The sequence below is a fragment of the Microbacterium gilvum genome, assembly GCF_039543865.1.
Lineage (GTDB): Bacteria > Actinomycetota > Actinomycetes > Actinomycetales > Microbacteriaceae > Microbacterium > Microbacterium gilvum.
The window spans coordinates 1,181,384-1,206,821 of record NZ_BAABKO010000001.1; the positions used below are offsets into that span (position 1 = coordinate 1,181,384).

21 protein-coding genes are annotated in these 25,438 nt (G+C 71.8%); 13 read left to right on the forward strand and 8 right to left on the reverse strand.

All coding sequences use genetic code 11. The annotated features are described in order from the left end of the window. Positions 1 to 88: 88 nt before the first annotated feature. Together ABD998_RS05740 and ABD998_RS05745 are read right to left on the reverse strand one after the other, a co-directional pair. Positions 89 to 832, reverse strand: coding sequence for an ABC transporter ATP-binding protein (locus tag ABD998_RS05740; protein ID WP_345436832.1), 744 nt, complete (start codon positions 830 to 832; stop codon positions 89 to 91). Then, the gene (locus ABD998_RS05745; RefSeq protein ID WP_345436834.1) at positions 832 to 1,623 is read right to left on the reverse strand and encodes an ABC transporter permease; all 792 of its coding nucleotides are present in this window, start codon (positions 1,621 to 1,623) and stop codon (positions 832 to 834) included. Before ABD998_RS05745 ends, ABD998_RS05740 begins: the two co-directional genes overlap by 1 nt. Before the next feature lie 93 nt (positions 1,624 to 1,716). Here ABD998_RS05745 and ABD998_RS05750 point away from each other — a divergent pair, with 93 nt between their 5' ends. The 3 genes from ABD998_RS05750 (at position 1,717) to ABD998_RS05760 (ending at position 4,500) form a co-directional block, all read left to right on the forward strand. Next, positions 1,717 to 2,814, forward strand: coding sequence for a glycosyltransferase (locus ABD998_RS05750; RefSeq protein ID WP_345436836.1), 1,098 nt, complete (start codon positions 1,717 to 1,719; stop codon positions 2,812 to 2,814). After that, complete coding sequence (locus ABD998_RS05755) at positions 2,811 to 3,731, forward strand: lysylphosphatidylglycerol synthase domain-containing protein (protein WP_345436838.1); 921 nt, start codon at positions 2,811 to 2,813, stop codon at positions 3,729 to 3,731. Before ABD998_RS05750 ends, ABD998_RS05755 begins: the two co-directional genes overlap by 4 nt. A gap of 64 nt (positions 3,732 to 3,795) precedes the next feature. Beyond that, the gene (locus ABD998_RS05760) at positions 3,796 to 4,500 is read left to right on the forward strand and encodes a hypothetical protein (protein ID WP_345436841.1); all 705 of its coding nucleotides are present in this window, start codon (positions 3,796 to 3,798) and stop codon (positions 4,498 to 4,500) included. Here ABD998_RS05760 and ABD998_RS05765 read toward each other — a convergent pair whose 3' ends face one another. Next, a complete protein-coding gene (locus ABD998_RS05765; RefSeq protein WP_345436843.1) occupies positions 4,501 to 6,516 on the reverse strand; it encodes a DUF6541 family protein in 2,016 nt (671 codons plus the stop codon). A 28-nt stretch (positions 6,517 to 6,544) separates the two neighbouring features. Continuing rightward, entirely contained in the window at positions 6,545 to 7,684 is a 1,140-nt protein-coding gene (glf, locus tag ABD998_RS05770; protein ID WP_345436845.1) for a UDP-galactopyranose mutase, read from the reverse strand. Between the two features lie 79 nt (positions 7,685 to 7,763). On the opposite strand from glf, the gene ABD998_RS05775 reads away from it, so the two are divergent. The 6 genes from ABD998_RS05775 to ABD998_RS05800 all read left to right on the forward strand — a co-directional run bounded on the left by ABD998_RS05775 (position 7,764) and on the right by ABD998_RS05800 (position 14,023). Continuing rightward, on the forward strand, positions 7,764 to 8,252 hold the full coding sequence (locus ABD998_RS05775) for a GtrA family protein (RefSeq protein WP_345436847.1): 489 nt from the start codon (positions 7,764 to 7,766) through the stop codon (positions 8,250 to 8,252). Further along, positions 8,249 to 9,082, forward strand: a complete 834-nt coding sequence (locus ABD998_RS05780) for a glycosyltransferase family 2 protein (RefSeq protein WP_345436849.1) — start codon at positions 8,249 to 8,251, stop codon at positions 9,080 to 9,082. Before ABD998_RS05775 ends, ABD998_RS05780 begins: the two co-directional genes overlap by 4 nt. Further along, entirely contained in the window at positions 9,079 to 10,035 is a 957-nt protein-coding gene (locus ABD998_RS05785; RefSeq protein WP_345436852.1) for a glycosyltransferase family 2 protein, read from the forward strand. The genes ABD998_RS05780 and ABD998_RS05785 overlap by 4 nt, the downstream gene beginning before the upstream one ends. A gap of 102 nt (positions 10,036 to 10,137) precedes the next feature. Next, positions 10,138 to 11,154, forward strand: a complete 1,017-nt coding sequence (locus ABD998_RS05790; protein WP_345436854.1) for a glycosyltransferase family 2 protein — start codon at positions 10,138 to 10,140, stop codon at positions 11,152 to 11,154. Continuing rightward, positions 11,151 to 12,515 carry a hypothetical protein gene (locus ABD998_RS05795; RefSeq protein ID WP_345436856.1) on the forward strand — a complete coding sequence of 455 codons (1,365 nt, stop codon included), beginning with the start codon at positions 11,151 to 11,153 and terminating at the stop codon, positions 12,513 to 12,515. The genes ABD998_RS05790 and ABD998_RS05795 overlap by 4 nt, the downstream gene beginning before the upstream one ends. Then, positions 12,512 to 14,023: a DUF2142 domain-containing protein gene (locus ABD998_RS05800; protein ID WP_345436858.1), complete on the forward strand. Its 1,512-nt coding sequence runs from the start codon at positions 12,512 to 12,514 to the stop codon at positions 14,021 to 14,023. The genes ABD998_RS05795 and ABD998_RS05800 overlap by 4 nt, the downstream gene beginning before the upstream one ends. On the opposite strand, the gene ABD998_RS05805 is transcribed toward ABD998_RS05800, so the two are convergent. Both ABD998_RS05805 and ABD998_RS05810 read right to left on the reverse strand, forming a co-directional pair. Then, positions 13,983 to 16,160, reverse strand: a complete 2,178-nt coding sequence (locus tag ABD998_RS05805; protein ID WP_345436860.1) for a glycosyltransferase family protein — start codon at positions 16,158 to 16,160, stop codon at positions 13,983 to 13,985. The genes ABD998_RS05800 and ABD998_RS05805 overlap by 41 nt on opposite strands. Positions 16,161 to 16,237: 77 nt before the next feature. Next, a complete protein-coding gene (locus ABD998_RS05810) occupies positions 16,238 to 17,563 on the reverse strand; it encodes an MFS transporter (RefSeq protein WP_345436862.1) in 1,326 nt (441 codons plus the stop codon). Positions 17,564 to 17,718: 155 nt separating this feature from the next. On the opposite strand from ABD998_RS05810, the gene rfbA reads away from it, so the two are divergent. From rfbA to ABD998_RS05825, 3 genes are read left to right on the forward strand one after another with little or no spacing between them, the layout of a single operon-like run. Beyond that, positions 17,719 to 18,588 (forward strand): glucose-1-phosphate thymidylyltransferase RfbA, encoded by an 870-nt coding sequence (gene rfbA / locus ABD998_RS05815; protein WP_345436864.1) that lies wholly within the window; start codon positions 17,719 to 17,721, stop codon positions 18,586 to 18,588. A gap of 4 nt (positions 18,589 to 18,592) precedes the next feature. Next, a complete protein-coding gene (rfbB, locus tag ABD998_RS05820) occupies positions 18,593 to 19,591 on the forward strand; it encodes a dTDP-glucose 4,6-dehydratase (RefSeq protein WP_345436866.1) in 999 nt (332 codons plus the stop codon). Positions 19,592 to 19,596: 5 nt separating this feature from the next. Continuing rightward, positions 19,597 to 21,006: a bifunctional dTDP-4-dehydrorhamnose 3,5-epimerase family protein/NAD(P)-dependent oxidoreductase gene (locus tag ABD998_RS05825; protein ID WP_345436944.1), complete on the forward strand. Its 1,410-nt coding sequence runs from the start codon at positions 19,597 to 19,599 to the stop codon at positions 21,004 to 21,006. An 18-nt stretch (positions 21,007 to 21,024) separates the two neighbouring features. On the opposite strand, the gene ABD998_RS05830 is transcribed toward ABD998_RS05825, so the two are convergent. Both ABD998_RS05830 and ABD998_RS05835 read right to left on the reverse strand, forming a co-directional pair. Then, positions 21,025 to 22,626, reverse strand: a complete 1,602-nt coding sequence (locus ABD998_RS05830; RefSeq protein WP_345436868.1) for a glycosyltransferase family 2 protein — start codon at positions 22,624 to 22,626, stop codon at positions 21,025 to 21,027. Between the two features lie 30 nt (positions 22,627 to 22,656). Further along, positions 22,657 to 24,756 (reverse strand): hypothetical protein, encoded by a 2,100-nt coding sequence (locus ABD998_RS05835; protein WP_345436870.1) that lies wholly within the window; start codon positions 24,754 to 24,756, stop codon positions 22,657 to 22,659. A 198-nt stretch (positions 24,757 to 24,954) separates the two neighbouring features. On the opposite strand from ABD998_RS05835, the gene ABD998_RS05840 reads away from it, so the two are divergent. Further along, the coding region (locus tag ABD998_RS05840; RefSeq protein WP_345436872.1) for an NAD(P)-binding domain-containing protein at positions 24,955 to 25,438 on the forward strand (484 nt) is incomplete at its 3' end.

Here is a 25,438-nt window from a genome sequence, read left to right on the forward strand (position 1 = left end):
CTCGCGGTGCCCCTTCCGGCCGTCGGACGCTCCTGCGGCCCGAGTCATCGTAGCGACTCCCTCCTGACCGACCGCCCAGACCGCGCCGTCAGACCGGGTTGTCCTCGTTGTAGGCGTCGATGACCTCGTCGATCGGCCCGTCGAGCACGAGCCGGTGCTCGCGGATATAGAGTCCTCGCGTGCAGAAGCGACGCAGATCCTTCTCGCTGTGGCTCACGAAGAACAGGGTCCGCCCATCGGCCAGCAGCTCGTCGATGCGCGCGTAGCACTTCGCGCGGAACGCCTTGTCGCCGACCGCCAGCACCTCGTCCACGAGCAGGATGGGCTCATCCAGCTGCGAGACGACGGCGAACGCCAGACGCACCTTCATGCCGTTCGAGAGGTGCTTGTAGGGGGTGTCCTGGAAGTCCTGGAGCTCGGCGAACGCGATGATCCCGTCGTAGCGGCGCGCCACCTCTGCGCGGCTCATCCCGTGCAGGCCGGCCGTCAGGCGCACGTTCTCCCGCACCGTGAGGTCTCCCACGAACCCGCCCGTGATCTCGATGAGCGGCGCGACCCCCGCGCGCACCTCGACGTCGCCCTCGTCGGCGAGGAGCACGCCGGCGACCAGCTTGAGGAGCGTCGACTTGCCCTGTCCGTTGCGCCCGACGACGCCGATCGCCTCGCCGGGCTGCACCGTGAACGACACGTCGCGCAGCGCCCAGAACTCGCCCTTGGGCATCCGCCGCGATGCGCTCGCGAAGAGCGACTTGATGCTGCGCCGCCCTCGCCGGTTGCGTCGGAAGCGCACGCCGAGGCCGTCGACGATGATCGCGGGTGACGGGGCGCTCATCACAGCTCCTTCAGAAGCGGGCGCTCGAGGCGGCGGAAGACGACCATGCCGACGGCGAGGAAGGCGACGCACATGGCGGCACCCGCCGCGACGGCGAACGGATCCCACTGCTCGGGGAAGAACGCGGCCCGGTAGATCGTGAAGATCCCTGCGAGCGGGTTGAAGGCCGCGGCCTCGCGGAACCCGTCGGGAAGGTCGTGGATGCCGTAGATGATCGGCGTGGCGTAGAACAGCGCGCGGAGGATGAGCCGGGTGGTGCGCTCGAGGTCGGAGTAGAGCACGCACAGCGGCGCGACGAGGAGGCCGAGGCCGACGAGCAGGACGGCCTGCAGCGCGACGGCCACGGGGAAGAGCACGATCTCCCACCCGACGCGGGCGCCCCCGAAGACCGCGAACAGCGCGAGCACGGGCAGCGAGCAGAGGAACTCGATGCCCTTGCTCAACACGATGCGGTTCACCCAGATCGAGCGCGGGATGGCCGTGGAGCGCACGAGCTTGGCGTCCTTGTTGAACGCACGCGTGAAGTCGGTGACGGCCGCGTTGAACCACACCCACGGGAGCAGCGCCGACATGAGGAACACGATGTACGGCTCAGCGCCGACGTCGCGCTGGAAGATCTGCGTGAAGACGAACCAGTAGATGAGGCTCATCACGAGCGGATCGAGCACCGACCACAGGTAGCCCAGCCAGCTCGTGGCATAGCGGACCTTGAGGTCCCTGGCCGACAGGAGCCACAGGGAATGGAGGTAGCGCCTCGGGGTACCGGGGGCACCGACTGCGCTGGCTGACACGTCCACGATCTTACGGTCGCGCGCCGGGGATTCCCGCGTGCGCGCGCCGCAGCGGGCAGGGGCGCTCCAGATGCGCGTGGGAGGATGCTCGTCGTGACCCTCGTCGCCTTCGGAACCTACGACAGCGCCAAGCACCCTCGGATCGGGATCGTCGTCGACGGTCTGCGCGAGCGGGGCGCGGATGTCCGGGAGCTCAACCGGCCGCTGGGCTTCAGCACGGCGGAGCGCGTGCGGATGCTGCAGCAGCCGTGGCGGTTGCCCGCTCTCGGATGGCGGCTCCTCGCACGCTGGACCGCTCTCGCGAGGGATGCCCGTGCGCTCCGCCGAGACGAGGGCGAGCCCGACGCCGTGCTCGTGGGGTATCTGGGGCACTTCGACGTGCTGCTGGCCCGGCGGCTGTTCCGGCGGTCCGCGATCGTCCTCGACCACCTCGTCTTCGCGGGAGACACCGCCGAGGACCGCGGCGCGGCCGGCGTGCGCGTGCGGCTGCTTCGCGCGCTCGACCGGCGCGCCATCGCGTCGGCGGACATCGTCCTGGTCGACACGGAGGAGCACGAGGCGATGCTCCCGGAGGGCGCGCGCGGCGTGCACGTCCCCGTCGGCGCCCGCGCGGAGTGGTTCGCCGCCCGACGCCCGGAGCCCGCCGACGATCGTCCGCTCTCGCTCGTGTTCTTCGGTCTCTTCACGCCGTTGCAGGGCGCCGTCGTCATCGCGGAGGCGATCGCCGCCGCGCGCGCCGCCGGGGCGGACTTCACGGCGACGATCGTCGGGACCGGCCAGGACCATGCCGCGGCCAGGGCGATCGCGGGCGATGTGGAGGGCGTCCGGTGGGTCGACTGGGTGGCCCCGGACGCACTGCCCGCCCTCGTGGCGGCTCACGACGTGTGCCTCGGGATCTTCGGGGAGTCGGGGAAGGCCCTGCGGGTCGTGCCGAACAAGGTGTACGAGGGGTCGGCGGCGGGCTGCGCGATCGTCACGAGCGACACGCCGCCGCAGCGGGCGGCGCTCGGCGACGCCGCCGTGCTGACGCCGCCGGGTGATGCCGCAGCCCTCGCCGACGCGATCGCGGATCTCAGCCGCGACCGCTCCCGCGTGGCGGAGCTGCGCGCCGCCGCGTCCGCCGCCTCCCAGCGGTATCGCGCCGCCGAGATCGTCGCGCCGCTCGCAGCGCGGTTGCGGGACCTCGCATGAAGCGGCTCGCCGCCGCCCTCCGCTCCCCCGCCGTCAAGGTCGTCTTCCTCGTCGTCGCCCTCGGGTTCGCGGCCTGGTTCGTCGCGAGCAACTGGGGGCAGATCGTCGCGGCGCTCGCCGGGATGCCCCCGTGGACGATCGCGGTGTCCGCGGCCGCCAGCATCGCGTACGTCGTGTTGACGCTGCTGGCCTGGCGCGCCGTGCTCGCGGACCTCGGCCATCCCCTCGCCCCGCGGCCATCGCTCGCGTTGTTCGGCGTGAGCCAGCTCGGCAAGTACATCCCCGGTGGCGTCTGGAACATCGCCGCGGCGGCAGATCTCGGTCGCGCGCACCTCATCCCGGCGCGGCGCTCGGTCGCGGCGATGTCCGTCGCCGTGCTCATCTCCCTCGTGTCGGGTGTGGTTGTCGGCGCCATCGGCTTCCTCGTCGCTCCGACACCGGCGCTCGCCGAATGGGCATGGGTGATGTGGGCGGGCCTGCCCCTCCTCGTCCTCCTGCTCCCGCCCGTCATGAACCGCCTGCTCGCGCTGCTGTGGCGCGTCCTGCGCCTCGCGCCGCTCGACACCGCGTTCACCTCCCGCGGCATCGGGATCGCGACGGGGTGGTCGCTGCTCGCCTGGGTCGCCGCCGGGCTCTCCGTCGCGGCGCTCGCCGTGGGACTCGGCGCTCCCCCCTCGCTGTCGACGATCGTCCAGGGGACGGGCGGATACGCGCTCGCCTGGGTGGCGGGCTTCGTCGTCGTGTTCGCGCCGGCCGGCGCGGGTGTGCGCGAGCTCGTGCTCGCCGCGGCGCTGGGCGGCACGCTCCCCTCGGTCGCGATCGTCGCGCTCGTCCTGGCGAGCCGGGTCGTCCTCACCGCCGTCGACCTCGTCGTCGCGGGCGCAGGCGTCGCTGCCGCGCGTCGCGAGCGCGCATAACGATTCCACGGCAATCGGGGTCCTCTCCCTTCCCCACGCGCGATCGTCCCGCCACGCTCGCGGTATGCGACACGCACGGTCCTCGACTCTCCTCGCTGCCCTCATCCTCGCGTCCGCTCTGGCGGGCTGCACCTCGTCGTCGGAACCGGCCTCCTCGGAAGCCCCGTCGTCCGAGGCGCCCCGTGAGACCGTCGCGGAGTCGCCCTCTCCTGCGACCCCGTCGTCGTCCCCCGAGCCCGAGCCGACGGACGTCGCGCCCGAGCTCGTCGCCACCGCGGAAGGCCTCGGCCCGCTCGTCATCGGCTCCCCGGTCACCGCGGAGGGAGGGGCGCTCGTCGCCTACACGACGGAGGACTGCACGACCGGCTACTGGGCGACCGGCGACGCCCACACGTCGCCCTCCGGCGGGTACGCGCACGAGGGCGGCGACTCCTTCACCATCTGGGCAGACGGTGAGAGCGCACCCGTGCAGCGCATCGACGTCCTCGACCCCGCCATCGAGACCGATCGGGGCATCGCCATCGGCGATGCGGAGACGGAGGTGCAGGGCGCCTACCCGGAGGCAGAGCGCGAAGACGGCGCATCCGTATCGCACCTCTACGTCGTCGCGGGCGCGTCCGGTCAGCTCGTCATCGAGGTCGCGGCCGATGACACGGCGTACTGGGGAGAGGCCGCCGGCACCGTCGCCTTCGTCCGGATCCTCGATGCCGATGCCGTTCCCACGGCGATCGCCGCCACGGACGACACCGTCGGGATGTGCCGCGGCTGATCAGTCCGGCAGCGCGCCGCACTGGTCGATGCGGTACAGCGTCGACTCGCCGTCCGTCGCCTCCTCCGTGAACAGGCCGGCCTCGACCGCCGCGTGCGGGCCGGGGAAGTGGTTCCCTGCGGGGTCGCCGCCTCCGAACTCGTGCGGGTTGTAGAGGACGTACCGCACGCGCAGCGCGTCGAGGGCCTCGCACACCGCGGGATCATCCTCGATGCGAGCGAGATCCCACGCGAGGGTCAGGCGGGCCGCGTCCCACTGCCCGTTGACGTGCGGGAACACCGGTTCCCGGCGGCCGAAGAGCTGGGTGAGCGCCGACCCGTCCCACGGGTCGCCGAGCACGCGCTGCCCCGCGGGCACGGTGCCCGCGACGCGGTCGTCCATGAAGTCGATCTGCTTCTGCGACACGATCTGCCACGTGGCGCGCTCGTCGGGCAGGGCGAAGACATCGGCCGATGCCGCCGTCGTGCCCGTGAGGGCGAGACCCGCGGCCGACGTGAGCGCGACGGCGCCCGCGAGCGGAACGGCGAGCCGGGGCGCGCCCCGGCGGCGCACGAACCGGGCGAGAGCCAGCACGCCGAGCGCGGCGAGCGGCACCGCGACGACGGGGAGCGCTGCGGCCAGGCGGAAGCGGTCCTTGTACCAGACGCCGGTCGCGAGCTTCGCGATCACGCCGTCCGACCCCGCGGCGAGCACGAACAGGACGGCGGCGAGCGCGAACGCGACGACGAGCCAGCGGGTGCGGGGCCGCCGGACGGCGACGACCGCGCCACCCAGGACGGCCGCCGCGAGGAACGGTGCGACGGTCGTCGTGGTCGCCCCCGACCCCGTCATCGCCTGCAGGGTGAGGACCTGGGCGATGCCGTCGCCGATGCCCTGCACCGCCTGCGCCTGAGGACCGGACAGCCGGTCCTCCAGCGGTTCGTCGAAGAGGCCCAGCCGGGTGACGGCGTACCAGAGGGCGGCCCCCGCGAGCGCGAGGGAGAGGCCCGTGCCGGCGCCGAGCCAGCCGACGGCCCGACGGCGCGCTCGACCACCGCGTCGCCACGCACGCGCGAACCCGCGCCCGAGCACCCAGGCGGCGAACGGCAGCAGCAGGAGCGCCCACGTGGCGAGCACCCGGGGGTGGGCGAACGCGAGCGCCACGACCGCGAGCGCCACGGCGGCGATGAGGAGGGCGGCCGGCGCCGCGCGCTCGCCGCGCCGCGCCGTCGCGAGCCCGCGCGCGGCGATGACGACGACGGCGAGCGCCGCCGGCAGCAGCGCGTGCGCGAGCCCCGTGGGGTAGACCGTCCCCCACGCGAGCAGGGCGTACGGGAACGCTCCGAACGCGGCACCGAGCGGCAGCGCGACGAGGACCGTCGTCGCGGCAGGGCGTCCCGGCAGCACGACCTGCGCGAGCCAGGCGACGCCGGGAAGCCAGACGAGCGCCTGCACGGCGATCCACACCGCGTTCGCCGAGACCGCGACGCTCGCGCCGCTCAGCTGCGATGTCATGGCGACGAGCTCGTGCCAGGCGGCGGGGTAGTACGCGATCCCGCTCGCGCCGGTCTCGATGAGCGAGCGCAAAGTGAGCGGCGACGCCGGGAACCCGTCGAGGATGGCCGCGACCGCCGACAGGTGGAACACGTTGTCGTACGTCTGCGAGATGCGGTCGGGGTCGGGGACTCCGGCGAACGCGACGACCGCCACGACGAGGGCCGCCCCCGTCCAGACCAGCGCGAGCGGGACGGGCGGGATGCGCGCGCCGCTCACCGCGAGCGCAGGCAGACGCCGACGCAGCAGCGCCGCGCCGATCCCCGCCGCGAGCGCCACCGCGAGCACCTGCGCGGCATGGAACGGCGCCCCGATGGCGCCGAACACCGTGCCGGCGACGCCGGCGCACACGATGCCGACGAGACCCGCGAGCGCCGCCCGGGCGACGGCTCCCGCGCGCAGCGGCGCGGTCGCGACGAGGCCCGGCCCGATGACGGCCGCGGCGGCCGCGAGGAGCGCGGGCGCCGCGGCGAGCCAGCTCATCATGCGCCCCTCGAGACGGCGACGGCGGTCAGCCGTTCAGCTGGTTCTGCCACATCGACAGCGCGGAGCCGATGGCCATGTGCATGTCGAGGTACTGGTACGTGCCGAGGCGTCCGCCGAAGTGCACGTCCTTCTCGCCCTTCGCGAGCTCGCGGTAGGCGAGCAGCCTGGCGCGGTCGTCGTCGGTGTTGACGGGGTAGTACGGCTCGTCCGCGCGCTCGGCGAAGCGCGAGAACTCGCGCATGATGACGGTCCTGTCGGCCGGGTAGACGTCCTTGCGCTCAGGATGGAAGTGCTTGAACTCGTGGATGCGCGTGAAGGGGACGTCGGCGTCGGGGTAGTTCATGACGCTCGTGCCCTGGAAGTCGCCGACGTCGAGGACCTCCTCCTCGAAGTCGAGCGTGCGCCAGCTGAGCGCGCCCTCCGCGTCATCGAAGTAGCGGTCGACGGGCCCCGTGTAGACGATCGGGACCTGCCCGACGAGGGCCTTCTTGTTGAGCGGCTGGGTCTCGTCGAAGAAGTCGACGTTGAGCCTGACGTCGATGTTGGGGTGATCGGCCATCCGCTCGAGCCAGGCCGTGTACCCGTCGGTGGGGAGGCCCTCGTGCGTGTCGTTGAAGTAGCGGTTGTCGTACGTGTAGCGCACGGGCAGGCGGCTGATGATGTCGCCCGAGAGCTTCTGCGGGTCGGTCTGCCACTGCTTCGCGGTGTAGTCGCGGAAGAAGGCCTCGAACAGCGGCCGTCCGACGAGCGCGATGCCCTTCTCCTCGAAGTTGCGGGCCGTCTTCACGTCGAACTCGCCCGCCTGCTCCTTGACGAGGGCGCGCGCCTCGTCGGGCGAGTACGCCGCCTGGAAGAACTGGTTGATCGTGCCGAGGTTGACGGGCATCGGGTACACGACGCCGCTGTGGCTCGTGTACACGCGGTGCACGTAGTCCGTGAACGTCGTGAAGCGGTTGACGTACTCCCACACCTTCTCGTTCGAGGTGTGGAAGAGGTGCGCGCCGTAGCGGTGCACCTCGATGCCCGTCTCCGGCTCCTTCTCGGAGTAGGCGTTGCCGCCGATGTGGTGACGGCGGTCGATGACTGTCACCCTGCGCCCGGCCTCCGCCGCGCGCTCGGCGATGGTGAGTCCGAAGAAGCCGGAGCCGACGACGAGGAGATCCATCCGGATGACGCTCTTTCTCTGGGGGACGGGGCCGCCGACGAGTCTACGTGCACACCGCTCGCGTATCCTGATGCGGCACATGAGCGCATCCGAGCCCCCCTCCCCCGACGAGTCCGTCGCCGGCATGTCCGGCCCCGACGGGCCGCTCCTGCGACTCATCAGAGACCGGCGCGTGGCGTTCCTCGTCGTCGGCGCGATCAACACCGGCATCGGCTTCGCGTGGTTCGTGCTGTTCTCGTCCCTGTTCGGCGAGTGGTGGCCGGGAGCCGACTGGACCGTGTTCGCCGTCATCGTGTGCGCGCAGATCACGAGCACGCTGAGCGCCTTCGTGTTCTACCGCAAGCTCGTCTTCCGGGTGAAGGGCCATCTCTGGCTCGACTTCGCCCGCTTCCAGCTCGTGTACCTCGGCACGTTCCTTCTCAACCTCGTCGTCGTCCCCCCGCTCAAGATCTGGCTGGGATGGCATGAGATCGTCGCGCAGTTCCTCTTCACGTTCGTCATCGCGGTGGTGAGCTGGTTCGGCCACAGCCGCTTCTCGTTCCACCGCAGGAAGGAGGAGGCGCCGTGACGCGGCCTCCCCGCATCAGCGTCGTCGTGCCCGCGTTCAACAACGCGCGCACGCTCGACGAGACGCTCCGCTCGGTCCTCGACCAGGATGTCGACGGGCTCGAGCTCGTCGTCGCCGACCACGCGTCCTCCGACGGCACGTGGGAGGTCATGCAGCGGTTCTCGGGCGATCCCCGCGTGACGCTGCTGCGCACGGACGGCGGCGGCGGCGCCGCGCGGAACTGGAACCGCGTGACGGATGCGGCCACGGGGACGTTCCTCAAGCTCGTCCCGGGCGACGATGTCGTCCGCCCGGGCGCTCTCGCGCGTCAGGCCGACATCCTGGAGCGCTCCGGCGCCGTGCTCACGGCCTGCCGGCGCGACGTCGTGGACGCCGACGGCCGAGTCGTGATGGCCGGCTGGGGCCTCAAGGGGCTTTCGCGGCCCATGAGCGGCGCCGAGGCGCTGCGCCGCACGGTGCGGGCGGGGCGGAACCTCCTCGGCGAGCCGGCGGCCATCATGATGCGCCGCGACGCGCTCGTCGCGGCGGGCGGCTGGTTCGACCGCTTCTCGTATCTCATCGATCTGGCGAGCTACGCGAGGGTGCTCGTGGGCGGCGGGTTCAGCCCCGACCCCGAGGTGGGCGCGACGTTCCGGATGAGCGACAGCCAGTGGTCGGTCGCCCTCGTCGACGCGCAGACGGCGGAGGCCCGCGCGTTCCACGCGTGGCTGCGCGCGGAGCATCCGGACGTGCTGTCGGAGTCCGATCGCCGCGCGGGGGATCTGCGGGCGGGGCTCATGGCCCGCGCGCGCCGGCTCTCGTACCGCGTGCTGAAGAGGAGGATGGGATGACCGAGGGCCGCCGTCGGATCGCGTACGTCTTCCCCATCTACAACGAGGAGGGGAACATCCCCCTGCTCTACCAGCGGCTCGTCGCCGCGACCGCGCCGCTCGCCGACCGGTACGACCTGGAGTTCGTGTTCGTCGACGACGGCAGCCGCGACGGGTCGCTCGCCCTCCTCCGCGGTCTCCGCGCCCAGGACGACCGCGTGTCCGTGTACGCGCTGGCCCGCAACTACGGACACCAGGTCGCCGTCACGGCGGGTCTCGACGTCGCCGACGCCGACGCCGTGATCGTCATGGACAGCGATCTGCAGGACCCTCCCGAGGTCAGCCTGGAGCTCGTCGCACGCTGGGAGGACGGGGTCGACGTCGCGTACGCGCAGCGGCGCACGCGCGACGACGGCCTCTTCAAGCGCGCGACGGCGCACGGGTTCTACTGGCTGCTCAGCAGGCTCTCGAGCGTGGAGATCCCGCGCGACACGGGCGACTTCCGCCTCATGGACCGCCGCGTCGTCGAGGAGCTTCGCCGCCACCCCGAGCGCAACCGCTTCATCCGCGGACTCGTCGCGTCGATCGGGTTCCGTCAGGAGGCCGTGCTGTTCGACCGCGACGCGCGGCACGCCGGCGAGACCGGGTACCCGCTCCGCAAGATGCTCAAGCTCGCGGGCGACGGCATCTTCGGGTTCTCCACGGCTCCGCTCAAGCTCATCAGCCGCGTCGGCGGCACGATGGCCGTGCTCGCGCTGCTGTGGACGATCTACCTCGTCGTCGCGCGCCTCGTGAACCCGGAGTCCGTCATCGAGGGATGGACGTACCTCGCGGCGGGGATGTTCCTCCTCGGCGGCATCCAGATGCTCATGCTCGGCGTGCTCGGCAGCTATCTGGGTCGCATCTACGTCGAGGTGCAGGGACGCCCGCTCTACGCGTTCTCCGTCGCCGAGCGCGGTCCGCGCGCGGACTGAGGGCGCCGCGACACGCGGCGATAGGATGGGGTGTCGTCGCCCGCGAGCCCAGGGACGGGGCCGGGCCGCACGACATCGGCTTCATACGAGAGACGTGCATCCATGCGCCTGTTCATCCAGATCCCGTGCCTGAACGAGGAGACCACCCTCCCCCTCGTCCTCGCGAGCATCCCCGACGCCATCCCCGGGATCGACGAGATCCACGTGCTCGTCGTCGACGACGGATCCGACGACCGCACGGTCGAGGTGGCGCGCGCTCTCGGTGTCGAGCACTTCGTGTTCCACACCCGCAACATGGGCCTGGCCCGATCGTTCCGCGACGGCGTCGACTACGCCCTGCAGCACGGTGCCGACATCGTCGTCAACACCGACGGCGACAACCAGTATCCGCAGGAGCGCATCGCCGATCTCGTGCAGCCCCTTCTGCGCGGCGAGGCCGATATCGCCATCGGCGACCGCCAGACGAAGACCATCGCGCACTTCTCGCCGTTCAAGAAGGCGATGCAGGCTGTCGGCAGCCAGGTCGTGAACTTCGCGGCCGGCACCGACCTCCCCGACGCGGCGAGCGGGTTCCGGGCGTACTCGAGGGAGGCGCTCATCCGCCTCAACGTCGTCACGCAGTTCAGCTACTGCATGGAGACGATCATCCAGGCGGGCAACAAGCGCCTCCGCATCGCGAGCGTGCCGGTGACGACGAACCCGAAGACGCGCGAGTCGCGGCTGTTCGCGAACATCTTCCAGCACATGGGACGCTCCGCGCAGGCGATCATGCGCAGCTACATCATGTTCAAGCCGCACGCGGTGTTCCTCACCTTCGCTGCGCTGTTCTTCGTCGGAGCCGCCATCCCGTTCGTGCGGTTCGCGGTGCTGAGCCTGCTCGGCATCGCCGGCGAGCACATCCAGTCGCTCATCCTCGGGACGGCGTTCCTCGTCGGCTCGCTCCTCAGCCTCGCCCTGCTTGTCATCTCCGACATGCTGCGGACGAACCGCACCCTCCTCGAGGACAGCCTCGAGCGCCTCAAGCGGCTGCAGTACGCTCCCGAGCGCATCGTCGACGCCTCGTCGCCCGCCGCCCATGAGGCGCCGGCGACGCAGCGCGACGCCGACCGCGCGGCATGACCCCGCCTTCCCCGGCACGCCGCGCGGCCGAGCACGTGCTCATCGTCGCCGTCGCCGTCGCCGGGCCCCTCGCCTACCTGTTCGCCTCACCGCTGTACTCCAGCGGCGACGAGGCCGCTCACGTGGACTACGCGCTCCAGCTGTGGACGGGCCGGCTGCCCGTCTTCGAGGACGGGCTCGTGCTGTCGGCGGATGTCGGCACCTTCCCGCCCGTGCAGTGGACGGCGCAACACCCCCCGCTCCTCTACCTGCTGCTCGCCCCCGTCGTCGGCCCGCTCGCCTCCTCGGGGGACGCCGTGGCCGCCGGCTACGCGGCGCGGATCGTCATCGTCGCCCTCTCGGTCGCCCTCGCCTACGCCGTGCGCGGACTCGCGACCGCGCTGCGCCCGGGTGACCGGCGTCTCGGCCTCCTCGCCGTCGCCGTGCTCGCCCTGTCGCAGTGGTTCCTGCGGCTGGGCGGGTCGGTCTACAACGACGTCCTCGCGGCCCTCGTCGTCGTGCTCGCGACGACCGCGTTCGTGCGGATGGTCCGCGGCGCACGCACCTGGACGACCGTGGCGGGATTCGTCGTCGCGCTCGCCCTCGCCTCGCTCGTGCGACTCGCGAGCGTGCCGCCCGCCGGCCTGCTCGCCGCGGCGCTCCTCGTGCTCGCTCTCGTCGACCGCCGTCCTGGTCGCGTCCGCCTCGTGGTCGCGGGTGCGGCGGGGCCGCTCGCGATGCTCGCCGCGAGCGGATGGTTCTATGCCCGCAACCTCGCGCTCACGGGCTCGATCTCGGGCGGCCATCCCGAGTGGGCGATGGCGAACCTCGGCCGCGAGCGGACGACGCTCGCCGAGGTGGTGGCCGCCCCCGACACATGGCGGCAGCTGCTCGGCCAGTTCTCGCCCGCCGACGGCGCCTGGTCGCTCGCCGCCGATGCCGTGCTGTTCCTCGCCCCCGTCGCGATCGGCGCCGTCGTCCTGGCCGTCGGGGGTCCCCGGGCGGTCAGGGCACCGCGCGCCTTCGCCGTCGCCGTCATCCTCGCGGCGGGCGTGGGCGTCCTCGTCATGCAGCTCCTCTACGTCGGAGAGACGGGCTCGCCGAACGGCCGCTACCTCTTCACGGTCACGGCCACCCTCGCCCCGCTCCTCGCCGCGGGGCTGCTCGCCCCGCCACGGGGTCGTTGGCTCGCCGCCGCGTGGATCGTCGTCGAGGTCGTCCTCGTCGCGGCGCTCCTGCACGCGGCTCTCTCCCGCACGTTCTCCACGCCGCAGGCCGGGATCCAGCCTGTTGCGGCGTGGATCGCCTTCGCGGTGCTCTCCGCCGGCGCGCTCGCGATCGCCGGGAGCACGGCGCGCTCCCGGCGGGCGGTCGGCGCATGAGCGCCGCCGCGGGCGCCCCGCTGGACCTCGGAGGCCTCCCCTCGACGCGCGGCGAGCGCTGGGCGATCGCCGCCGTGACGGCGGCGTTCCTCGCGGTCGTCGCCTTCTGGGCCTTCTTCACCCCCTTGTTCGACGCGCCCGACGAGACGCTGCATGTCAACAGCGCGCTGCGGCTCGCAGAGGGCGGCGGATGGCCGGAGCCCGGCACCGCCCCTTTCCAGGCGATGATCCAGGACGCCCGCGAGGAGGCGGCCTGGCCCGCCGAGGAGCGGACGACCTTCGCCGAGCTGCGGGCGGCGGACCCGGGCTCGGACGGCTTCGACCAGATGACGCAGCACCCGCCGACGTACTACCTCTACGTGAGCCTCTTCCTCCGCGCCATCGACGTCATGGACCTGCGCGTCGACCTCGTCCTGCTCGTCGCGCGTCTCAGCGGGCTGGTGTTCGCCGCGCCGCTGCCGCTGCTCGTGTGGGACAGCGTGCGCCGGCTGACCCGGAGCCCGCGGGCCGGTGTCGTCGGGGCCGCGTCCCTGCTCGCCGTGCCGCAGCTCGCCCACATCCTGGGCTCCGTCTCCAACGACGTGATGACGATCGCGGCGAGCTCGGCCGTCGTCTGGCTGGGCATACGGCTCATGACGGGCGACGCGCGTCACCGCGTCGTCGCGGGGCTCGGGCTCTTCCTCGCTCTCGCGCTCCTCACCAAGTCGACGGCGCTGCCGCTCGTCCCCTTCGCCGCCCTCTCGGTGCTGTGCTGGCCTGCGCACCTGCCCCTCGCCGTGCGCGCGCGGCGCACCGCCGTCGCCGGGGTGCTCGCGATCGCCGGCGGATGGTGGTGGGTGAGGAACCTCGTCGTGTACCGCTCCCTGCAGCCCGCCGGCATCGTCTACGACAACGATGGCCCCGCCGACGCGGAGCCCGACGTCCTGTACTTCGCCGAGCAGCTGTGGCAGCGCGTGTCGAACACGTTCTGGGGACGGTTCGGCTGGCTCGACCACGCCATGCCGTCGTTCCTCACGGACATCCTCACGGTGGTCTGCCTGTTCGTCGTGCTCGCGTTCGCCGTCCGGCGCGGCCCCGACCTCGGGCGCTCGCTGCTCATCGCCGCCGTGCCGCTCCTCGCCCTCGTGGCGATGCTCACGCAGATCTGGCCGAGCTACGTGCACTCGCTGCAGCCCGCGGGCATGCAGGGCCGCTACTTCTTCACCTCGATCATCCCGCTCGTCGCGTTGAGCGCGCTCGCGTGGCGCCGGATGACGGCGCCGACGTGGCATCGACGCGTCGGCGTGGCGATCGTCGTCGTCTCCGCGGCAGTCGGGCTCGTCGGCTACCTCACGGAGTTCTTCCTCGCCTACGGCGGCGACGGCGCACGGCTCCTGATGCTCCTGCCTGGCAGCGACGCCGTCGACATCGCGATCATGATCGCGGCCGCCGTCGTCGGGATGACGGGCGTGGCGGCCGCGGTCGCGTTCATCGCCGCGCGGCCGCGCCCCGCCGCCGCGCCGCGCTGATGCCGCGCGCGACGAGCCATCCCGCGCCGACGACCATCGCCAGCGCGAAGGACGCCGCGAGCAGGGGCGCGGCCGGAGGCCGGAACGCCACCGTGACGCTCTCGCCCGCCGCCACGCGCGACACGTCGACGGTCAGGAGCCAGCCGCGCACGGGATCGGCGGCGGTCGCGCCGTCGATCACGTATCCGGGGTACGGGAGCCGGCTGAAGACGACGACCCCGTCGGCGGAGGTCTGCTCCACGGTGAACGTGACGGAGGCGTCGTCCTGAGCCGTGACGTCGACCGCCACGCCGTCTGACGTCCAGACGACCCCTCCCGCGCTCGGAAGCGGGGCCTCGCGTTCGAAGAGCCACGTGTAGTCGCCCTCGCCGACGAGGTCCCAGCCCTCCGGCGCCGCCGGTGCGACAGGGTAGGTGTCCTTCATGGCGAGGACGGTCGACACGCTCATGAGATCGGAGACGCGCTCCCCCGTCGTCTCGTCGATCGACCAGAGCACGTCGAGCGCATCGCCGCAGGTCGTGCCGCGCAGGTCGATGCACAGGTCGTCGACGAAGGTCTCGAACGGCAGCACGGTGTACAGGTTCGAGACCTCGGTGGGGCTGTAGTACCAGAGGTTCGCGAGCAGGCGCTCGTCCCAGCTCTCCGGGTCCTGCCAGCCGTCCTCCACGTCGCCGACGACGATCGCGTCGCCGTGCGCGTCGGGGAGCACCTGCTGCAGGGCTGCCGCGCTGTCCGGCGCGCTGCGGCTCGGCAGCGGCGAGCGAGGGAAGAAGTACAGTTGACCCGCGACGAAGACCGCCGTCACGGCCATCGCGGCGAGCGCGGCCCATGCCGTACGGCGGCGCAGGCGCGGGGTGCGCGCGATGACGTGCAGCAGCACGATGCCCGCCGCCGACACGGCCGCCGCCGCGAGGATCGCGGCCCAGGCGTAGGGCCCGTTCCCCCACGTCAGCAGCGAGGTGACGGCGAGGAGGACGGCGGAGAGCCAGAACGACCGCGGCGTCGCGCCGCCCGGGTAGCGGCGCGACATCGCGACCGCGAAGAGCACGAGGAGGCAGATCGCGAGGTACGGGATGAGCCGGAGCGGCCAGCGGATGGCCCCCATGTGGCTCGGCCCGAGGACGAGCGCCAGCACGATGCCGCCCAGGACGAGCAGAGGGAGGCACCGGCGGACGGCCGAGCGCGCCATGGGCAGGGCGAACGGCAGCGCGAGGAGCACCCAGGAGACGTACACGAGCGGCCCGACGGTGATGTCGCCGTCCCACGAGCGGATCGTGGCCGACACCCAGGGGTTCGCCGCCGAGGCGAGATCGGTGAGATCGGCGTTGAGGAACCCGAGGTTCTCGAACGACGCGTTCCCGCGCTCCGTGACGGACGCGGTGAGCACGGCGGGCAGGTAGACGACGATCGTCAGCAGCGCCCCCCACGCCGATGCCAGCAGCGTCCGCACGACGCGCGCGCCGTCGCGGCGCACCGCGTGGCGCACGAGCGTCTCGACGAGCACGACGACGAGCATCATGACGCCGAACACGTACCCGACGGCGATGAGCAGGTAGCTGAGGACGAGGTAGGCGAGCGGCGAGCGGCGCCCCTCGACGGTCCGCCGCAGGGCCCACCACACCCACGGCAGCAGCGCGACGTTGATGAGGTCGGTCGACCACGATGCGGCGTCCATGTACACGACGAAGCCGGACAGGGGCACGAGCACGCCGGCGAGAGCCGCCCACGGGCGGTGCGCCCCGAAGCTGCGCGCGAGCAGGTGCACTCCGACGGCGAGCACGGCGAGGAAGACGAGCTTCACGGCCGTGGCGTGCAGCACGGGGCTCTCGCTCAGGCGCGCGGTGAGCGCGATGACCCAGGTGAGCGGGTTGATGAGGCCCCACTGGCCCTCGGCCCAGTAGTTGCCCGCCTGCCAGGCTGACGGGTCGAGCAGCGGGATGCGGCCCTGCAGCAGCTGGTCGCCCAGCTGCCACCACTGGCCTGCCGAGCCGCGCTCGGTGTCGTCGGAGAAGTAGAAGCGCGGATTGCGCACGAGCCGGGCTGCCGCGAACGCGAGCGTCAGCACGGCGGCGAGCGCCGGCCATCCGATGCGCGCGAGGGTCTCGGACCTCGTCCGCCGGCTCCTCGACACGCGCATCCGTCCTCCGTCCGCGGCGCCGCCGACCGCCGGCGCGCCAGAGTCGATCGTAATCGCGCCGCGGACGGACACCCGCGTCAGCGCGCGTCGAGCTCCTCGAGCGAGCGCCCTCGGGTCTCCGGCGTGAGGAACGCGGCGGCTGCGGCGACGAGGCAGATCCCGAACGTGACCGTCCCGATCGTGAGCGGCACGCCGGCGCTCCCGGGAGGCGCGATCGCCGTGAACATGCTCGGGAAGAACGCGGCCAGCATGAGCCCGATGTTCTGCGACACGGCGAAGCCCGTCACCCGCACGCGGGCCGGGAACTGCTCCTGGAAGAACGTGGCGAACGTCGCGTTCCACATCTGGAAGAGCACGCTCTGGACGAGCACGACGAACACGAAGACCAGCACGAGGCTGCGCTGCTCGATCGCCCACAGGTACGCGATCGTGAGGAGGCCGCCGCCGAGACCGCCGGCGATCATGAATCCGCGGCGCCCGAAGCGGTCGGACAGCCCTCCGAAGACGGGGATCGTGAGCGCGGCCGTGATGTTGGCGACGAGCGTGACCCAGAGGAAGTCGCTCGTCGAGAACCCGATCCCGTAGCCCTCCTGCGTCGCGAAGGACACGCCGAAGACGAGCGTCGCCATCCCGATGACGTTGGTGAAGGTCATGAGCACGCATCGGACGACGGTCCAGGGATGCGCGCGAAGCAGCTCGACCAGGGGGAACCGGCGGCGCGCGGTCGTCGCGCTCTGCGTCTCGAAGACCGGCGTCTCGCGCACGCCGCGCCGGATGAGGTAGCCGGCGAGGATGACGAGCGCGCTGAGGAGGAACGGGATGCGCCATCCCCACTCGCGGAACGCCTCGTCGCTGAGGAGCGCGGCGAGCGGCAGCATGACGCCGGTGGCGAGGATCGAGCCGATCTGCGTGCCCTGCAGCGTGAAGCTCGTGAAGAAGCCCCTCCGCGCATCGGGAGAGTGCTCGACGACCATCGCGCCGGCGCCGCCGAGCTCGCCTGCCACGGCGAAGCCCTGCACGAGGCGGAGCACGACGAGGAGGATCGGGGCGAGGATGCCGACCTGCTCGTAGGTGGGCAGCACGCCGACGAGCAGCGTGGAGAGGCCCATGAGCAGCATGGCGAGGATGAGCACGTTCTTGCGTCCGCGACGGTCTCCCCACGCCCCGAGCACGACGGCGCCGATCGGCCTCGCGACGTAGCCGACGGCATAGGTCGCGAGGGACGAGATGATCGCCGTCGTCGGGTCGCCCGTGGGGAAGAACACCACGGGGAAGACGAGCGCCGCCGCCTGCGAGTACAGCGCGAAGTCGTAGTACTCGAGGGCGCTGCCGATCCAGGCGCTCAGCGCCGCCTTGCGCGGTTCGCGCGCCGTCCCGGTCGTCGCGGGCTTCACTGCACTCACGGGTCACTCTCCTGTCCACGCTGACTCGACCACGGATGCGGTCGGGATGGGTAAGCGTTTTCCACGCTATCAAAACGTTTCAAGCCGGGCAAGCCGGGCACCCCTTCCCTCGCGTCCGCCCAGGCTCGCCGCGCGCTCTGTGACACGATGGTGGGGTGAAGGGCATCATTCTTGCGGGTGGTTCGGGGACGCGTCTGCACCCGATCACGTTGGGCACGTCGAAGCAGCTGGTCCCGGTGTACGACAAGCCGATGGTCTACTACCCGTTGTCGACGCTGATGCTCGCGGGCATCCGCGACATCCTCGTGATCACGACGCCGCACGATGCGGCCTCGTTCGAGCGGCTGCTCGGGGACGGGTCGCAGTTCGGGGTGTCGATCTCGTTCGCGGTGCAGCCCTCCCCCGACGGCCTGGCGCAGGCGTTCACGATCGGCGCCGACTTCATCGGCGACGACAAGGTCGCCCTCGTCCTCGGGGACAACCTCCTGTACGGGCCGGGGCTGGGCACGCAGCTGAAGCGGTACGCCGATGTCGACGGCGGCGCCGTGTTCGCGTACTGGGTCGCCGAGCCCTCGGCGTACGGCGTGGTCGAGTTCGACGGCTCGGGTCGCGCCGTGTCGCTGGAGGAGAAGCCGGCGCAGCCGAAGTCGAACTACGCCATCCCCGGGCTGTACTTCTACGACAACGACGTCGTCGAGATCGCGCGGGACCTCGCGCCGTCGCCGCGGGGCGAGCTGGAGATCACGGATGTGAACGCGGCGTACCTCGACCGGGGGAAGCTGCAGGTCGAGGTGCTGCCGCGCGGGACGGCGTGGCTCGACACGGGCACGTTCGACCAGATGACGGACGCCGCCGACTACGTCCGCACGATCGAGCGGCGCACGGGGTTGAAGATCGGTGCGCCGGAGGAGATCGGGTGGCGACAGGGGTTCCTGTCGGACGAGGAGCTGCGTGTGCGGGCGGAGAAGCTGGTGAAGTCGGGGTACGGGTCGTACCTCCTCGAGGTTCTGGGACGAGGGAAGTAAGCACGTGGGAACTCTTCTGGTCACCGGCGGCGCCGGGTTCATCGGCTCGAACTTCGTCCACCACGTCGTGGCGCACACCGATCACCGTGTGATCGTGCTCGACAAGCTCACCTACGCCGGCAACCGCGCCTCGCTCGCGGGCCTGCCGGAGGACCGGGTCGAGCTCGTCGTGGGCGACATCGCGGATGCGGGTCTCGTCGACGAGCTGTTCGGGCGGGTCGACGCGGTCGTGCACTACGCGGCCGAGTCGCACAACGACAACTCGCTGAACGACCCCCGCCCGTTCCTCGACACGAACATCATCGGCACGTACACGCTCCTCGAGGCCGCGCGCAGGCACGGCAGGCGACTGCACCACATCTCGACCGACGAGGTGTACGGCGACCTCGAGCTGGATGATCCGGCACGGTTCACGGAGTCGACCCCGTACAACCCGTCGTCCCCCTACTCCTCGACGAAGGCGGGCTCCGACCTGCTCGTGCGGGCGTGGGTGCGGTCGTTCGGGGTCCAGGCGACGATCTCGAACTGCTCCAACAACTACGGCCCGTACCAGCACGTGGAGAAGTTCATCCCGCGGCAGATCACGAACGTGCTGCGCGGCGTGCGGCCGAAGCTGTACGGCGCGGGCGAGAACGTGCGGGACTGGATCCACGCCGACGACCACTCCTCCGCGGTCCTCACGATCCTCGAGCGCGGCGAGATCGGGCAGACGTACCTCATCGGCGCGGACGGCGAGAAGAACAACAAGGACGTCGTCGAGCTCATCCTCACCCTCATGGGGCAGGACGCCGACGCCTACGACCATGTCACGGACCGGCCGGGGCACGACCTTCGCTACGCGATCGACTCCACGAAGCTCCGCACCGGGCTCGGCTGGACGCCGCAGTACCGCGACTTCGAGGCAGGGCTCGCCGCGACGATCGACTGGTACCGGGAGAACGAGGCCTGGTGGGCGCCGTCGAAGGACGGCGTCGAGGCCTTCTACGCGTCGAAGGGCCAGTGACCGCGGTGACGACGTTCGGCAAGACCCTCGCCGTCACCTCCACGCCCATCCCGGGGCTCGTCGTGCTCGACCTGCCCGTGCACGGCGACGCCCGCGGCTGGTTCAAGGAGAACTGGCAGCGGGAGAAGATGGTCGCCGCGGGGCTGGCGGACTTCGGCCCCGTGCAGAACAACATCTCGTTCAACGACAAGCCCGGCACCACCCGCGGCATCCACGCCGAGCCGTGGGACAAGTTCGTCTCCATCGCGACCGGGCGCATCTTCGGCGCCTGGGTCGACCTGCGCGAAGGCGACACGTTCGGCGCCGTCTACACCGCCGAGCTCGACCCGTCGAAGGCGATCTTCGTCCCCCGCGGCGTCGGCAACAGCTACCAGACCCTCGAACCCGACACCGCCTACACGTACCTCGTCAACGACCACTGGTCGCCCGACGCGGCATACTCCTTCCTCAACCTCGCCGACGAGACCGTCGCGATCGACTGGCCCATCCCGCTCGCCGAGGTGGAGATCAGCGAGAAGGACCGCACCCACCCCCGCCTCGCCGATGTCACCCCCATCGCCCCCCGGCGCACCCTCGTGCTCGGCGCGAACGGGCAGCTCGGCCGTGCCCTCCGCGACGCCCTCGGCGACCGGCCCCACATCGAGTACGCCACCCGCGCCGACCTCGACCTCGCCTCCCCCGACCTCGGCACCGCCCGCCCCTGGCGCGACTACGACACCATCGTCAACGCCGCCGCCCACACCGCCGTCGACCAGGCCGAGACACCCGAAGGCCGAGCGCAGGCCTGGGCCGCGAACGTCACCGGCGTGGCCGCGCTCGCCCGCATCGCGACGACCCACGGCATCACCCTCGTCCACGTCTCCAGCGACTACGTCTTCGACGGCACCGCCGACACCCCCTACGCCGAGGACGCCCCCTTCGCCCCGCTCGGCGTCTACGGGCAGACGAAGGCGGCAGGCGACGCCATCGTGCACACCGTCCCCCGCCACTACATCATCCGCACCAGCTGGGTCATCGGCGACGGCCGCAACTTCGTCACCACCATGGCCTCCCTCGCCGAACGCGGCATCGACCCGAGCGTCGTCGACGACCAGACCGGACGCCTCACCTTCACGAGCGACATCGCCGCCGGCATCCGCCACCTCCTCACCACCCGCGCCCCCTTCGGCACCTACAACCTCACGGGCGCCGGCGAGCCCCGCACCTGGGCCCAGATCGCCGCACGCGTCTACGAGCTCACCGGCCACGACCCCGCACGCGTCACACCCGTCACGACCGACGCCTACTACGCAGGATCCGCCGGCCCCATCGCCCCCCGACCCCGCAACAGCATCCTCGACCTCACCAAGATCGAAGCCGCCGGCTACACACCCGCCGACGCCGATACCCGCCTCCGCACCTACCTCGCACGCTGACGCCGTCGGACGACGCCGTCAGCGCACGAGAACCCGGTCGCGCAGGTCGGCGATCGCGCCGCGGACCGAGGCCGCGCGCATCCGGATGACGGCGGCGGCGTCACGCGCCGCGCGCACCAGCCAGTGCCGTCGGCGACGCAGCGCCGTGGCCCCGTCGACGCGATCGCACATCAGAGGATCGCGACGGCGGGTGCGGGGCATCTCCCCCTCTCCGTCGATCGCGACGGCGAATCCCTCCAGCGCGACAGAGAGAGCAGGAGTGAGCGTGCGCTCGAGCGGAAGCGAGCGCAGCGGGTAGGAGGCGCTCCAGTGCCATCCGCCGACGCGCTCGGGCACCCAGTCGACCGATGCAGCGGACACCTCGCCTCCTGCGCCGTGCAGGACCGGTACGGCACGGTCCCCGCCCACGGCGCTGCGGCCCTCCACGACCACCATGCGCCCCGCGCGCGCGACGCGCTGGACGCACCCGTCGACGAGGGCGCGAGCCGAAAGCGCTCTCGCAGCGAGCGCGGGGTGCGTCGCGGCCTCGGGCACCAGCACGAGGGCGTCGTCCGGGAGCACGCGGCGCGCCTCGTCGACGAGAGCGCGCCAGCTTCCCGCAGCGTCGATCGGCACGTGCGCCCGAAGAGCCGCGATGACAGCCGGGGCCAGCTCGACGCGCGCCTCCGGCCACAGCAGCTCCGACTCCTCCATCGTCGCGAGCGACTGCGCCCAGTCGCGCACCTGCGCCGCGGGGTCGCTCACCTCGTCGAGCAGCCAGTGCGCGAGCGGCCTGGCCGCGGCCGTGCGCCTGCGCGCGACGAGGCCGATGACGAGGGCGCGAAGGGGGTCGCCGCCTACCTCGCCCTCCGGGAGCACGTCGAGGAGCGCGCGCAGCGCCGAGCGGACGTCGTCGTCATCCGCACCCGCCTCGGCGAACCGCGCGATCCGCAGGAAGGCCTCGTGTTCCCGGACGTGACCGCCGTATGCGCGTGCGAGCGCGGGAGCGCCGAGGTCGCCCACGAGCTTGGCGCATTCGCGCTCGTCGCGCAGGTACTCGGACAGAGGCGTCCTCCCCGCCGGGCAGCGGTGATCGAGGCCGGGGACGACGGCGACGCGCCGCGCCGCGGCGAGGAGGCCCAGGCCGGCCGCGAGCGGACCGCGGGATCCTTCGTCCGTCGCGCGCAGCCACGCGGTGTCGAAGACGACGAGACCGCAGGTGCGCCGGGTGACGAGCGCGGGTTCCCGTGCGAGCGTCGCCGTCCGCACCGGAGCGGGCGGGCCCTCGCCCGCACGTCCGCGGACGGCCACGTCTGCGCCGGCGCGGTCGAGTGCGTCCACGAGAGCGGCGAAGGCGTCGGGTGGAGGCACCTCGTCGCGTATGAACGCCACGCGCCGCCCGCACGCGGCCGCGAGGCCAGCGCCGCGCGGGCTGCGGTCGGCGACGATGAGCCGCACGCGGGCGTCCGCCGTCACCGCCTCGGCGACATCCGCGAGCTCCGTCCCCGAGGTGGAATCCGCCACCACGAGGACCTCGATCCCGTCGAGCGTCTGCCCACGCAGCGCGTGGAGCACGGCGCCGAGCCGACCGCCCGCGTCTCCCGCAGGGACGACGACGGAGAGATCGGGCACGACCGGCATCCGATGATCCTAACGGCGGGAGCCGGGGCTTCAGCGGACGGGGTCCCCCTTCGGCAGGTAGCCGACCGTCTGCGGGTCGAGCGCGAGCACCTCGGGCTTGACGCCGCCGCCGAGGCGCATGAGCACGGCCGGGCTCGTGACATGCCGCAGGCGGCCGCTCTGCAGCACGTACACCTCGTCCTGCCCGCGGCCCTGCACGAAGATCGTCCCCAGCCGCGAGGCGCTCGAGCGATCGAGCGTCCGGCAGGTGGCGGAGTCGAGCGTCGTCACCGGGAAGCCCGAGGACGACGAGATGGGCCGCAGGGTGCCGTCCGTCGCGATGAAGGGCTTGCCGTCGCAGCGCGCGAACAGGCCGAGGGTGCCGGACTTCGCGTAGAGCGAGAGCGTCGACGCGCTCACGCGCGCGCTGATGCCCCGCGTGAAGCCGTAGTCGGACGCGAGCCCCCACACCGGCAGATAGACGAGTCGCCGGTCGGAGGTCGGCAGGTAGGCGCGGGTCGACCCGGTCTGCTCGACGAAGACGCCGGGCGCGAAGCGGGTCTCCCCCGTGCCGAAGGCCTTCACGCGCGCGCTCGACATGACCGCCGCGTACGGCCAGCTGCCGCCGTTGAGCGCCGTCGCGGCCGCGCGGTCGTAGACCCGATCGAGTCGGCTGCCGTCGATCAGGTAGAGCGCCCCGCCGGCCTTCACGCGCACGAAGTTCGTCATCTTCTCGCCGCCGGGGATGGCGGCGTAGACGGACGAGGTGAGCGCGGTGGCCTTGGTGCACGAACCGCCCCACTTCGCGACCTGCGTGCAGTTCGCGAACAGGTGACGCTGACCGTCCTGCAGGAGGGAGACGGCGCCCGTGGCGGCGTTCTTCACGAAGTGGCTCGCCGTGCCCTTCGTGGGGTACTTGGCTGCCGTGCTCGATGACACCTGCACCCAGGAGCCGTACGCCTTCTGGTACTCGGAGAGCGTCGCTGCGGTGATGTGCACCTTGGTCGTCCCGTTGACGAGGAAGATGTCCTCGCCGACGCGGATGAGTCCCGACAGGTTGCGCGTGGAGCCGAACCAGTCGGTGAAGTAGTTGTAGAAGTTGCGGTTGCCGTAGGCGGAGCAGGAGTCTCCCGTGCCGTAGCCCGCCTTCAGGGCTGCGGCGTTCGGCTGGTAGGGCGTGTAGTAGTAGAGGCTCGCCGTCGCCTTGTTCTTGATCGTGACGGCGCTCGAGCCGCACGACGCGTTCGGGTGGTATCGGACCTGCGAGCTCTTGCCGACGGGGAACCAGGTGAACCACGACGCCTTCGCGTAGATCTGGTACTGGCGGGCGGCGCCGTAGACCTGGTTCTGGAAGCCGTAGTACGCGGTGTCGCACGCGGAGGTGTCGGGGCAGGCCATGCCCATCGCGATCGTGTACCGCCAGTCGCTCGGCCAGGTGTGGGTCACGAGGCCCTGCTCCTTCTGGAGCATCACGAGGAGGACCTGCGGGTTGATGCCGCACGCCTTCGCGACCTTGGCGATGATCGTCGCCGCCGTCTCGCTCGCGGCCCCCTGGTAGGGCTTCGTGCAGTAGCTGTCGGCCGCACGGTCGGTGGTGCGCGTCTTGTAGTCCTTGAGGCAGACGTATCCGCTCTGGCAGGCCGGCACCTTGCCCTTCAGGAAGGTCTGGATCTGCGCGGCGGTCATGGCGCCGCTGTTGTAGAAGACGGCGTCGCTGATGATGTTGCCCGGGTCGAAGCCGACGAGCGACATCGCGTCGGTGCGAACCTGCGCGCCCTCCTCGACGACGGCCTCGTCGAGGGTGGAGTCGCCCGCGAGCCGGTCCATCTCCTCCTGGGTGAGCGGCGTCGGCGTCGGGGCGGGCGTCGCGGCCGGGTCGGTCGTGGGCGAGGGCGAGGGCGTCGCAGATGTCGTCGGCGAGGGCGTCGCGGAGACGGTCGGCGTCGGCGCGGCAGTCGGAGCGGGCGACGCATCGATGGTGGAGGGCGCGGTCGTCGTCTCCACCGTGAACGCGTCGGTCGGCTCGGGAGACGGCATCGCAGCCGTCGCACCCTGCGCCGTCACGGTTCCGATCGCCAGGGCGAGGACGGCCGCCGTCGCGAGGGCGAGCCGTGCAGGCACGGCGGGCAGACGGGGAGGACGCACACGCATGTCAACCAGTGTGACAGATGTGAATTGACGTGGATATCCCTGGACGCACGACCGGCTTCCCTTCGGATCCCGCGCCGAGGTCGCCCGCACGGACGCGGCCTCGCGGACGCGACATGGAAGGATGGAGGGGTTGCGTCACGCAGCGCGGGCCATCGCCCGCGCGCGGATCGGTTTCTGCCGGAGAGGGTGTCAGTCGCGATGAAGTTGAGTGTGATCGGGTGCGGGTATCTGGGTGCGGTGCACGCGGCGGCGATGGCGTCGCTGGGGCACGAGGTCGTGGGCATCGATGTGGACCCGGGGAAGATCGGGAAGCTGTCCGCGGGTGAGGCGCCGTTCTTCGAGCCCGGGCTGCCCGAGATCCTGAAGGATGCTCTCGCGTCGGGGCGGCTGTCGTTCACGACCGACATCGCCGCGGCCGCCGACGCCGAGGTCCACTTCATCGCCGTGGGCACCCCGCAGCGCAAGGACGGCACGGGCGCTGACCTGACCTACGTCGACTCCTCCGTGCACAACCTCCTCCCCCACCTGGCCCCTGGCGCGCTCGTCGTGGGGAAATCGACCGTCCCGGTCGGCACCGCCGGCCGCCTCGCCGCCCTCGTCGCCCCCACCGGCGCGCACCTGGCGTGGAACCCCGAGTTCCTCCGGGAAGGGTTCGCCGTGAAAGACACCGTCGAACCCGACC